Genomic DNA, 12,063 nt, shown 5'->3' with positions numbered 1-12,063 from the left:
TGCGCGGCCGGCCCACGATGTTAACAGCGCGCTTCCCCGATGCGGCGGCGCCCACCAAGCGCCTTACTCGCTGCCCGGTATGGACGCATAGCTCAGTTGGTAGAGCAGCTGACTCTTAATCAGCGGGTCCTTGGTTCGAGCCCAAGTGCGTCCACCATTTCTTCTCGGTCATATCAGCATTTCAGCGCAACACCTTATCGAGGGTTCGAACGCTGAGTGCCAAATAGACAACGATCCTGTTTTGAATTCCGAAGCATCCTTCGTCTTGCGATAGAGGTGCGCGGACGCATTGCGCGTTCCGTAAAACGCTAGACCTCGTTATGGTCAGGACCCTAGCCAGAAGATGATGACGGCCGCGAGAGCATGGCGGAGAAGACGGACCGTAAGGCACCGGTCATAGCGGGTCGCGACGGGGCGCCAGTCCTTTGGCCTGCCAAACTTGATCTCGATGCGGCTGCGGCGCCACGCGGCACTTGGGCGATGATGCTGGTAGGATTCGGCATGATCGGTACGCCTGTCCACGACCGTTGTCGCCATTCATTGGTTCGCTACACCTGATGTTTCTCCCTCGTTTTTTCTGGCGAGGCGGGGGTCTGTGGTCAGAAAACCATCGGCCCCTTTCGCTTGACGTTCACTGCGTTTTGGAACCGGTAAGCAGGACTGTCGTTGTCATGGCCTGCGATGTTTTTTCCCCCCTTTAGCATCGCAGTCGACATGGGCCGCTGATCGCCATTCAGCGGCCCTTTTTCATCTTCTGTTCCACGAAATGCCCGTTCCGTGAAACGTGACCTCGCGACGTTGAGGCTACGCAAAGGGTTTGCGCGTAAACGTGTATATGCTGGCGGCTAGCTGGGCTAAAGACAGTGCTATGGACATTGACTCGCTCCCCACCGCTCTCGCGCACGCACGCGCATTTGCCGCTACGCTAAAGCCGGGCGACGTCATCGACGATCAGACCGGTTTTTCGGCCGACAACCTGTTGGCACTCATCGCCGCGGCGGCGCCGCCTACGGCTGAAGATGCGGTGATCGAGCAACTGGGCGACCTTGCCTGACGATGACACCAGAGCACGAGCGATGGGCTGAGGCGCTTGCGGTTATAAAACAGCACGGTGACGCTCTGGCCGCATTCGTGACCAAGCCGTGCGTGACGCTGGCAAGGGCGAGGAATATGGCAGACGTCGTCCGGCGGCGGGAGGTCATCCAGCGGTACGACCAACTTCGTAACGGGACGACCCAGTAGATGTGTAACCGTGCCCGGCTTAGCAGTGAGCCAGAGACGATCCGCGAGACGTTTGCAGCTGACTGGCTGGTCGATAAGCCGATGGACAATCGTTTCGATCCGAAAGAGCTACGCCCGTTCGGACGCGCCTATGTCGTGCGCAACGACGCTGGCCGTCGCGGGATTGACGTCATGGAATGGGACGTTCTGGCGGGACAGGCGAAACAAGACGGTCGCAAGGTGGCGCAGACCAATGTCCGCAGCCTCCACCTGCCGCAGTGGCGCTCCCTGGTCGCAGACCCAGCCAACCGCTGCCTGATCCCTCTGACCGAGTTCTGCGAATGGGCGCGCAAGCCATCCGATCTCGGCGACGGCAGGAAGCCGATCAAGGGCGAGATGTGGTTCGCCGTTACCGACCAGCCGGTGTTCGCGGTCGCCGGGTTCTGGCGGCAGGTTGGGGATCAACGCTATTTCGCCATGGTGACTTGCGATGCCAACAAGCTGGTCCAGCCGATCCATCCGAAGGCGATGATCACCATTCTGGCGCCGACCGATCAGGATCACTGGCTGACCGGCGACTATGACGATGCGGTGGCGCTGCAGCGGCCATACCCGGCCAATCGGATGACAGTGCGGGGACCGGTGTTCCCGACCCGAGAGACTGTGGCGACGCTCCTGTAAAAGCGCTTATCGACAGGTGCGATCAGGGGTTGGCTAGGCCCGGCTTGACGGGATCGACAGAACTGCCTTCGCTGGGCTCATATCGGATCGTCCACTGCGGGTGTCCATCTGCCGTCATCTCGATGTCTGGGATGGCGATCGGATCGTTGCCGGTTTCGATCCAGCCAGCGCCGTCGCACCGGTCGCACACCGTCCGCTTACACCGGAAACTCACGAGATCGATCTCGGTATTCCACTGGCCACGGCCGCCACATACCGGGCATTTTGCATCGAGGCTGCCATTGCGCGGCTGGAGCGGCACGATGTCGAAGGCGTGTGGGCTGTCGGGTCCGTCGCAGTAGACGATGTTGCTGGCATGGGGCATGCCGCTCACTCCGCGTTGATGACGCAAAAAGCAATGGATGGTCGCCAGAGCGCCTATCGAGTGGCTGACTTCAGTCAGGCGCCACCTCTGTTGCAACCCCGCAACAATACAAAACCAAAAGAGTGACATCGGCGCCGTCGCCTTGTCGGCCAACGCAATCCTCATAAGGTGTCGTTGGATCGAGCAGTGGGAAGCTGCTCGGAACAGGGGGAAATTCATGAAGCACGGCAAATTTATTGCGGGCCTGTCGTTGTCCGTGTCAGCAATGGCGCTCGGAGCGCCTGCCGCGGCACAGACGATCCAGTCGGCACCCAGTCAGGAGACAACTGCCGACGCGCAGGTCGCTCCAGAGGCTGACGCCGGCAGTCAGATCGTTGTCATTGGCAGCCGTGTCGCCAATCGTACCGTTTCCGATAGCCCGGTGCCGATCGACGTGATTTCCGAAAGCGCGCTGCAGGCTTCAGGGACGGGCGAGCTTAACAAGACGCTCAATCAGCTCATACCTTCCTTCAACTTCCCGCAGCCTTCGATCGCCGACGGTTCCGACGTCACCCGCCCCGCGACGCTGCGTGGCCTGAACCCCGACCAGACGCTGGTGCTGCTGAACGGCAAGCGCCGTCATGTCTCGGCGCTCCTCAACATCAATGGAACGGTCGGTCGCGGCGCTGCGGCGGTGGATATGAACATGATCCCGGCGCTGGCGATTCAACGGATCGAAGTGCTGCGTGACGGCGCCTCGTCGCAATATGGGTCGGACGCGATCGCCGGTGTGATCAACGTGCAGTTGAAGACCGCAAGCTCGGGTGGGCGTGCGCAGGTCAGCTACGGGAAATATGTCACCACCTTGGACGGGGTGTCCGACTTCGATGGTCTGGTGACGTCAGGTGGCCAACCGGCTCTTGGGACCGCGGATACCCGCTATCTCCAGGCGAACAGCTCGGGTGAGCGCAAGGCACGTGACGGTGGATATACGACGTTCGGCGTCAATGTCGGCCTCCCCATTGGCGATGGCGGCTTTTTCAATTTTACCGGCGAATATCGCGACCGCAACTTCACCAATCGGCAGGGTTACGATCTACGGCCCAATTACATCCGCCCGACCACGACAACGTTCGACGCGCGCGAGGCGACGTTTGATCGACTCGATTTCCGTTACGGCGATGCCAAGACGGAGGATTTCAACTTCCTCATCAACACAGGTATGCCGCTGGGCAACGCCGAATTCTATGGCTTCTTCACCTATGGCCACCGCGACGGCTTGTCAGCGGCGAACTTCCGTCAGCAATCGGCCGCGACCAATCGTGACTTCTCGACGCTGACGCCTGGCACCGTGCCAACCAATGCAAATTTCGTCGGCCTGACGCCTGATGGCTATCTGCCCAAAATCCAGTCGAATATCGACGACATGTCGGCGACCAGCGGCATTCGAGCTGACGTTGCGGGTTTTAAGGGTGATTTCTCGTTGGGCTTCGGGCGCAACGAGCTGAACTACCGAACAGAGAACAGCGTCAACGTCTCATTCGGGCCTCAGAGCCAGGGCTCATTCGATGCCGGCGGTCTCTCCTTCTCGCAAATCCTCGCCAATGCCGATCTGTCACGCCAGTTCGACGTCGGGCTTGCGGGGCCACTGTCGTTCGCGTTCGGTGGCGAATATCGCCATGAGATCTATCAGATCCGTCCTGGCGATCCCCAGTCATATCTGACCGGGCCGCTGTTTACTCCGGCGCGGGCAACGACAGCTGGGAATTGCACCGTGCTTGGCGGCGTCTTCGCCAACGGGATCTGTTCCTTCCCCGGTCGCGCCGCCGCAGCGGGTGCGCAGGGGTTTGGCGGCCTACCCGTCTCAGCACGCACCAACGTGAACCGCGACAGTTTCGCCGGTTATGTCGAGTTCGACGCCGACCTGTTCACTGGTCTCACCGCCACCGCAGCGGGCCGTTATGAGCATTACAGCGACTTTGGCGACACGCTGAACGGCAAGCTCGCCTTGCGCTATGAATTTGTGGAGGGCTTCGCGTTGCGCGGGTCGGTGTCGAACGGTTTCCGTGCGCCATCACTGCATCAGCAGTTCTTCACGACCACGTCGACCAACTTCCTCGCCGGTGTGCCGGTCGACGTATCCACGGTGCCGGTCAGCAGCCCCGTTGCTCGCGCACTCGGATCACAACCGCTCGATCCTGAGAAATCGTTCAATCTATCGGGTGGCGCGACGTTCAACCCCTTCCGCGGTTTCAACCTGACGGTCGATTATTTCCGGATCAAGATCACGGACCGCGTGGTGCTGTCGGAAAATCTCGGCGCGGCCGGTGTCGGCACCGCTGCGCAGAATGCCGCCGTGCAGGCCGTGCTGACCAGCAACGGCTTCAGCAACGTCGGCGCCGCCCGCTTCTTCATCAATGGTCTCGACACGACGACGCAGGGGGTCGATGCAGTGGCCACCTATCGGGCCAATCTGGGCGGCCTGGGTGCGTGGAATCTCTCTGCGGCGTATAACTACACGCAGAACAAGATCGACAAGCGTCTGAACAACCTTGGCCCGCTCGCTCAGATTCCCGGCCTGGTGCTGTTTGGCCGCGTCGAGGGTATTCGGTTCGAGCGTGGTCAGCCGCGGACGAAGGCCGTTTTCGCTACCGACGGGAAAATTGCCGGCGTCGGCGTATCGGCACGGACGACGCGTTACGGTTCTGTCATCTCACCAGAGACGACCGCGCCCCTTGGAGCGGATGCGACGAGCCTGACGGCTTTGGGACCCGACGATCAGCGGCTGCGGCCGAAGTGGATCACCGACTTCTCGCTGAGTTACGAATTGCAGAGTGTGCAGCTGACGCTTGGCGTCGATAACGCATTCGACATCTATCCCGATCGTCGCCCATTCGGCCCGCGGCCGACGAGTGTCGGGGGCAGCTATCCCGCGACCTATCAGTTCCTGCCGTACAGCGGGTTCTCGCCATTCGGCTTCAACGGTCGCTTCCTCTATGCACGGGCTGCGGTGAACTTCTGATCGCACGTGGGAGGGGCCTGGGGGTCCCTCCCTATCTCTGGTCTTTGTGCTCGCGGCGTTTCGATCAAATGAGCGACTTCGATTCGTCGTTGCAACATGACCATAAGTTGCGGGGCAGCTTTTGTGACATATGGACCTTCAAACGTTATTCTGCCGGTCCGGTTAGCACCTCGCTGATGCTGGTTGTCCACGCCTTGGCATTTTTGCTCTTCTGCGGCGGCCCCTTACGTTGATCGCCGCCGCGACGAAACGCTTGGGATGATCGGCTACCCCGCTTTGGCAGATAATCGGGGGGGCCAGATCGATAAGATCTGCCCCCCCTTCGCTTGGACATGTCTCAATTGGCAATGCTTGTTCAACCTCGGACGTCGAACCGATCGAGCATCATCACCTTGTCCCATACGGCCACGAAGTCCCGGACGAACCGGGCATGCCCGTCGCCACTCGCGTATACCTCCGCCACCGCGCGAAGCTGACTGTTGGAACCGAAGATCAGATCACTTCTCGTGGCGGTGAACCGCACGTCCCCGGTGGTACGACCGTTGAGCGAGAACGCCATCCCGGTTTCGTCGGTCTTCTTCCACTCAAACTCCATGCTCGTCAGCACGGTAAAAAAGTCGTTGGTCAGCACGCCGACGCGGTCGGTGAAGATGCCGTTCGCCGAATTGTCGTAATTCGCCCCCATCGCGCGTAGACCGCCGATCAACGCGACCCATTCGGGCGCCGTCAGCGCAAGCAATTGCGCCTTGTCGAGGAACAGCTCTTCCGGTGCGACATCGCGGGCGATCGTGTCGAACTGATCGTCGACATAATTGCGAAACCCATCGACGACCGGCTTCAGCCAATTGAACATCTCGATATCGGTCAGCTCTTGGGTCGTATCGCGTCGCCCCGGCGTGAACGGCACCGCGACATCAAGTCCGGCCTCCGCGGCCGCCCTTTCGACCGCGGCACACCCGCCCAGCACGATCAGATCGGCCAACGAGACCTTGGTCGTACGACCCGGCGCACCGTTGAAATCCGCCATGACGTCACGCAGCGCGGCGACGACGGGGATTGTCCGCCGGTTGACGGCCCAATCCTTCTGAGGCGACAAGGCTAGCCGCGCGCCGTTCGCGCCACCGCGCTTGTCGCTATTGCGATATGTGGCCGCCGCGGAAAATGCGGTGAACACCAAGTCGGACACCGACAGACCAGTGGCCATGATCGCCTGCTTGAGCGCGGCAATATCCGCCTCGCCGATCGGATCGTGATCGAGCGGCGGGATCGGATCCTGCCACAACAGGTCGTTCTCCAGCGTCCGCTCGGGCCCCAGATAGCGTTCGCGCGGCCCCATGTCGCGGTGGGTCAGCTTGTACCACGCCTTCGAAAACGCCTGCGTAAACGCGTCGAAATCGCCGAGGAACTTCTCGCACACCGCGCGATAAGCGGGATCGAGCTTCAACGCGATATCGCTGGTCATCATCATCAGCGGGTGCATCTTACCCTGCACATGCGCGTCGGGCGTCTTGGGCGCCGACGGATCGATCGGCGTCCACTGGGTCGCGCCGGCCGGACTCTTGGTCTGCTCCCACTCGAACTTGAACAGGTTCTCGAGATAGCTGTTGTCCCACTGAGTCGGGTCGGGCGTCCAGCTACCTTCGATACCGTTGGTCATCGTGAATTCGCCCGCGCCGGTGCCGACCGGGTTGTGCCAGCCGAGACCCATTGCCTCGATCGGGGCGATCTCGGGCGGCATGCCGATTTGGTCGGCCGGGACCATCCCGTGGCTCTTGCCGAAGGCATGGCCGCCGGCGATCAGCGCGACGGTCTCCTCGTCGTTCATCGCCATGCGCGTGAAGGCGATCCGGATGTCGCGCGCCGATCCGAGCGGGTCGCCATTGGCATAGGGACCTTCGGGATTGACGTAGATCAGCGCCTGGTGCGTCGCGGCCAGCGGGTTCTCAAGGGCGTAATCGGCGTCGCCGTTCTGGCCACGCCAGCGCTTGTCGCGGTTCACCATGCTGTCGGGCGACTGGATGTTGGTCGGATCCCAGACTTCCGGACCCCAATATGTCGCCGAATCGGCTTCCCACGCGTCCTGGCGGCCGCCCGCAAAGCCGTAGGTCGGAAAGCCCATAATCTCGAGGGCGCAGTTGCCGGTCAGCACCATGAGGTCGCCCCATGACAGTGCGCTGCCGTATTTCTGCTTGATCGGCCAGATCAGGCGACGCGACTTGTCGGTGTTGCCGTTGTCCCACCAGCTGCTGATCGGCGCGAAGCGTTGCAGCGCCTCCCCGGCGCCGCCGCGCCCATCGGCGATGCGGTACGTCCCCGCGGCATGCCACGCCATGCGGATCATCTGCGGGCCGTAATTGCCATAGTCCGACGGCCACCACGCAACCGACGACGTCAGGAACGTTTTGATCTCCTGCTTCAGCGCCGCAAGATCGATCCGGTTGAACGCTGCCGCATAATCGAAGTCCTCGCCCAGCGGATTGGCCTGCGGCCCGTTCTGGTGGAGCATCTCCACCTTCAGACGATCCGGATACCAGTCAGAAAGCGCCGGCGGCGTGCCGATCGCCCCACCGATCCGATCGCCGCCGAACGGGCATTTTCCTTCCATTTCATGGGTCTGCGTGTTAGTCTTGTCATCCTGGATATCGAGCATGGAGGGCAGTCCTTCGTAGGCCGACCCGCCAGCGGGGCGGGACGGCAAGAGCGTGTCTCGAAAAAGAGAACGTCGCAGCACCCGATTAGGTCACGATGTTTCTGCACGAATCTGACGAACCGGTCCCGACGTCCGGCACGGCACCGTTATCCGGATCGTGCGCCGCGGGGTGCGAAAGACCACCTCGCGCTGAAATAACTGTACAGGCACGAGGAATTTGCGCGCACCCGGTAACCGATGCTGGTGTGCAGCGTTCCATCAGCGCATTTCGGAGACTATGGCCATGGCGACGATCGATCTAGGCAAAGGTATGCCAGCAACGGACCTGCGCGACGATACGCCGGTCGCAGGATCGTTCGCGGGCGAGGACGTCATCCTGGTCCGGCATGGCGGCAAGGTCTGCGCGTTTGCCGGCAAGTGCACGCATCAGGGCGCGCCGCTCGACACCGGCATGGTGATCGACGGAACGATACGCTGCCCGTGGCACCACGCACGATTTTCGCTCGACGATGGCGAAGCTGTGTCTGCGCCGGCGTTTGCGCCGCTCGACAGGTTTGCCGTCATTGAGGAGGACGGCATCGTATCCGTCACTGGCAAGGATCAGCAGGAGCGGGCCACCCCATCCGTCGCGTCGATCGGCAAGATCGTCATCGTCGGCGGCGGCGCGGCGGGCCATGCCTGCGCCGACATGCTCGCACGCTCCGGGCTCGGCGGTGACGTGACGATTCTGTCCGACGACACCGACGCGCCCTATGACCGCACCGCCGTCTCGAAGGGCTATCTTGCGGGTGACGTGGAACGCCACGAAATTGCAATGCCCGAAGCCGGTCTGGGTCGCGGTCCTGCCCCGCAGGTCCGAGCCGGCGTCGCGGTGACGTCGATCGACGTCAACGACCGCGCCGTGGTCACCGCCGATCAGGACTGTGTGCCCTACGACATTCTCGTCCTCGCCACCGGCGCAACGCCGGTCACGCCCGATACGGTGAAGTCCGCGGACAATGTCTTCGTCCTGCGCACGCTGGCCGATGCCGATGCGCTGAAAGCCGCCGCGGAGGATGCGAAGCGCGCGATCGTGCTGGGCGCTAGCTTCATTGGGCTAGAGGCGGCAGCCTCGCTGACACAGGCAGGACTCGCCGTCGCGGTGATCGCCAGGGATAGCGTCCCACTCGCCAAGGTTGCAGGACCCGAGGTCGGTAAGTTCGTTCAGGCGCTGCACGAGGAGAAGGGCGTCACCTTCCATCTCGACCGCGAACTCACGCGGTTTGACGGCAACACCGCCAGGCTCGACGACGGCACGACGGTCGACGGTGATCTGATTGTCGTTGGCGTCGGGGTAGAACCGAGGATCGACCTGGCCAAGGCGGCAGGGCTGAGGATCGCGGATAAGGACGCCGGGGGCGGCGTCGCCGTTGATGCGCAGTTGCGGACGTCAGTCGCCGGAATTTACGCAATCGGTGACATAGCCAGCTATCCCGACCCGCGGCTCGGCCACCCGATCCGCGTCGAACACTGGGTTCATGCACAGCGCCAGGGCCAGTGGCTCGCCCGCTCGCTGCTCGGGGCGGTATCCGGTAGCTATGGCGACACGCCGTTCTTTTGGACCGGGCAGTATGACGCCAGCCTACATTATGTCGGCCACGTCGCCAAACCTGATGATCGCAGAGTCGAAGGAGATGTGAGCGCCGGCGACTTTGCGGTATTCCTTCACGAAGACGGTGAGGAACAGGCGGTGTTGACCTGCGGTCGCGACGAGATTGCGCTCGTAAAGGAGGCCGCGTGGGACGCGGCATGACGCGCTCAGCGATAATGCTCGTGAACTTGCTGGGTCGCAGCCCTTGGTAATGAGAGCCTAGTATCGAACGCCACGCCTGATTCTACCGCCAACTTTTAAAATTGCTGAGCTTCCATCTTCGTCCGGCGTGGCGGTATCAGGCGGGCTATATCTCCGGAAGCGCACGCGCGACCAAGTGATGAAATCCGAGATCGACGACGGTAAGCGTGGCGGTGTTTAGACCAGGGTGGCCGATACATGACGGCGCTGGATCAGGAGGTTCGCGAACTGCGGGAGGCCGACGAAATCCTGCGCAAGGCATCGACATATTCTTTAAAGGCACTCTGCCATCAGCGAGGCGGGTCACAAACGACTGCACGACCCGCTCGTCAGCGGGACGAGCTTGCGTCGTGCTAATCGCCTTACAACCCCCTAGTAAAAGCGGGGGATTGGTCCGACCTGACGTGTCTGGTCAGGAAGCTCGACTTCGACATCGTCGATATAGCACCATCCCCAGCCCTCAGGTGGGTCATAGCCTTCGATGATGGCATGCTGCGTCGCGTTGAAGTGAGCCCTAGCATGTCGATGCGGGGAGTCGTCGCAGCAACCGACGTGACCGCAGACGCGGCACAGTCGTAAATGCACCCATTCGCTGCCGATTTTCAGGCACTCCTCGCAACCTCTGGCGCTCGGCGTGACGTCGCGGATCGTGTCGGAGTGGGTGCAGGTCATCGATGCATCTCCTGGTTGGCATGTTCGGCGAACAAGCTGTGGATCTGGGCGACGACCGCTGCACCCTCGCCAACGGCGGCGGCGACGCGCTTGGTCGAGCCGGCGCGAACATCGCCGATCGCGAAAATGCCGGGCCGGCTGGTTTCAAGGGACAGGGCATCGGCCCCGGTCACGATGAAGCCTTTCGCGTCGGTATCGACGCAATCGTTCGCCCAGTCAGTATTCGGGTCGGCCCCAATGAACAGGAACATGTGCCGTACCTCCCGCCTCGTCAGTGATCCATCGTGACGGTCGCGGAAGGTTGCTGCGGTAAGGCCGGTCTGACGATCGCCTTCCAACCCCGCGATCTCGCTGCCGACGTGCATCTCGACGTTCGGCAGCGCGGCGATCCGGTCAATCAGGTAACGCGACATCGTCTCTGCCAAGTCGCGCCGCACGACCAGATGAAGCTTACGCACCTGCGGCGCCAGGAAGACGACGGCCTGTCCCGCCGAGTTGCCACCGCCGACCAGCACCACCTCCTCGCCGGCGCAGAGCCGCGCCTCGATGGCGGATACCCAGTAGGAAATGCCCGCTCCCTCGAACTCGGCGAGGTTCGGCACGTCGGGCCGGCGATACCGCGCGCCCGAGGCGATGACCACGGCGCGCGCCTTGACGCGGCGTTCCTCCGCGCAGTGCAACGACAGGGTCGCCCCCTCGCACTCGAGGCGTTCGACCGACACCGGGATCGCAACCTCAGCGCCGAATTTCAGCGCCTGATTGAACGCGCGACCCGCGAGTGCCTGACCTGAAATACCGGTCGGGAAACCGAGATAATTTTCAATGCGCGCCGACGCGCCCGCCTGTCCGCCCATCGCTCTGGAATCCAGGACGATGACCGACAGTCCCTCCGACGCGGCATAGACCGCCGTCGCTAGCCCGGCGGGTCCGGCGCCGACAACCGCAACGTCGTACAGACGGTCAGGGTCGATCGTCGGCACGACACCGAGACAAGCGGCGAGTTCCTCGACGCTCGGACGCTTCAGCACCGAGCCGGTCGGACATACTACCAAAGGCAGTTCATCCGGCAGGACGCCGGTGCGTTCGACCAACGCTCTCCCCTCCTCGTCGGACCGGATGTCGAGCACGAGGTTGGGCAGTCCGCTACGGCCGAGAAATTCCTGCAGTCGCACCATATCGGGATTACCCGGGGTCCCGATCAGGATAGTGCCCGCACCGCCCTGTTCGATCAGGCTGACACGACGCAGGATCAGCGCACGCATGACGATCTCGCCGACGTCCGCCGACCCGACCATCAGCGCACGGAGATGCGCAGGATCGAGGGGAAGCGCGGTGCATCCGGAATCGCCAGCGCGACCCGCCGCGATCGACGGGCGGCCCGCCAACTGGTTTACCTCGCCAGAGAACTGGCCCGCATGATGGACGGTGACGACGGCTTCCCGGCTCAAGCCATCGCGGCGAACGACCTCGATCGTGCCGTCGATGACCAGCCATGCCGGCGCGCCATGGTCGCCGATCGCATAGATGGTCTCGCCGGGCGTGAAACGGGTTTCCGGGCCGCTCGCGAAGCGGCGCGCGGTGTCGATCTGCGCCGGTGTCAGAACCGGGAAACGCTGATGTTCACGCGTGTCGATCATGGTCAT

At 62.4% G+C, this 12,063-nt stretch carries 9 protein-coding genes, 1 tRNA gene and 1 pseudogene; 6 read left to right on the top strand and 5 right to left on the bottom strand.

Going from position 1 to position 12,063, the window contains the following annotated elements:
- The first annotated feature begins 81 nt into the window (after window positions 1-81).
- Window positions 82-157: transfer RNA gene (locus ASG67_RS07455), tRNA-Lys, on the top strand.
- Between the two features lie 167 nt (window positions 158-324).
- On the opposite strand, the pseudogene ASG67_RS19405 reads toward ASG67_RS07455, so the two are convergent.
- A pseudogene (locus ASG67_RS19405) lies at window positions 325-462 on the bottom strand (IS5/IS1182 family transposase); the annotation flags it as partial.
- 406 nt (window positions 463-868) lie between these two features.
- Here ASG67_RS19405 and ASG67_RS07445 point away from each other — a divergent pair.
- The 3 genes from ASG67_RS07445 to ASG67_RS07435 are packed head-to-tail and all read left to right on the top strand — an operon-like array spanning window position 869 to window position 1,902.
- Window positions 869-1,054 carry a hypothetical protein gene (locus ASG67_RS07445; protein WP_056527764.1) on the top strand — a complete coding sequence of 62 codons (186 nt, stop codon included), beginning with the start codon at window positions 869-871 and terminating at the stop codon, window positions 1,052-1,054.
- 2 nt (window positions 1,055-1,056) lie between these two features.
- Window positions 1,057-1,242 carry a DUF6961 family protein gene (locus ASG67_RS19795; protein ID WP_056527761.1) on the top strand — a complete coding sequence of 62 codons (186 nt, stop codon included), beginning with the start codon at window positions 1,057-1,059 and terminating at the stop codon, window positions 1,240-1,242.
- The gene (locus ASG67_RS07435; protein ID WP_056527758.1) at window positions 1,243-1,902 is read left to right on the top strand and encodes an SOS response-associated peptidase family protein; all 660 of its coding nucleotides are present in this window, start codon (window positions 1,243-1,245) and stop codon (window positions 1,900-1,902) included.
- A gap of 22 nt (window positions 1,903-1,924) precedes the next feature.
- On the opposite strand, the gene ASG67_RS07430 is transcribed toward ASG67_RS07435, so the two are convergent.
- Window positions 1,925-2,419: a hypothetical protein gene (locus tag ASG67_RS07430; RefSeq protein ID WP_235535103.1), complete on the bottom strand. Its 495-nt coding sequence runs from the start codon at window positions 2,417-2,419 to the stop codon at window positions 1,925-1,927.
- Between the two features lie 64 nt (window positions 2,420-2,483).
- Between ASG67_RS07430 and ASG67_RS07425 the strand changes: the two genes are divergently transcribed.
- A complete protein-coding gene (locus tag ASG67_RS07425) occupies window positions 2,484-5,267 on the top strand; it encodes a TonB-dependent receptor plug domain-containing protein (RefSeq protein WP_056527752.1) in 2,784 nt (927 codons plus the stop codon).
- Between the two features lie 355 nt (window positions 5,268-5,622).
- Here ASG67_RS07425 and katG read toward each other — a convergent pair whose 3' ends face one another.
- Entirely contained in the window at window positions 5,623-7,917 is a 2,295-nt protein-coding gene (gene katG, locus ASG67_RS07420) for a catalase/peroxidase HPI (protein ID WP_056527749.1), read from the bottom strand.
- A gap of 283 nt (window positions 7,918-8,200) precedes the next feature.
- On the opposite strand from katG, the gene ASG67_RS07415 reads away from it, so the two are divergent.
- Complete coding sequence (locus tag ASG67_RS07415) at window positions 8,201-9,709, top strand: FAD-dependent oxidoreductase (protein ID WP_235535102.1); 1,509 nt, start codon at window positions 8,201-8,203, stop codon at window positions 9,707-9,709.
- A gap of 411 nt (window positions 9,710-10,120) precedes the next feature.
- On the opposite strand, the gene ASG67_RS18260 is transcribed toward ASG67_RS07415, so the two are convergent.
- Both ASG67_RS18260 and ASG67_RS07410 read right to left on the bottom strand, forming a co-directional pair.
- Window positions 10,121-10,420, bottom strand: coding sequence for a UBP-type zinc finger domain-containing protein (locus tag ASG67_RS18260; RefSeq protein ID WP_082543380.1), 300 nt, complete (start codon window positions 10,418-10,420; stop codon window positions 10,121-10,123).
- Window positions 10,417-12,063 (bottom strand): FAD-dependent oxidoreductase, encoded by a 1,647-nt coding sequence (locus ASG67_RS07410; protein ID WP_056527743.1) that lies wholly within the window; start codon window positions 12,061-12,063, stop codon window positions 10,417-10,419. The genes ASG67_RS18260 and ASG67_RS07410 overlap by 4 nt, the downstream gene beginning before the upstream one ends.

The organism is Sphingomonas sp. Leaf339, from assembly GCF_001426195.1.
Lineage (GTDB): Bacteria > Pseudomonadota > Alphaproteobacteria > Sphingomonadales > Sphingomonadaceae > Sphingomonas.
Note: the sequence above shows the minus strand (reverse complement) of the source record. Positions and strands in the feature narration are given on the sequence as shown.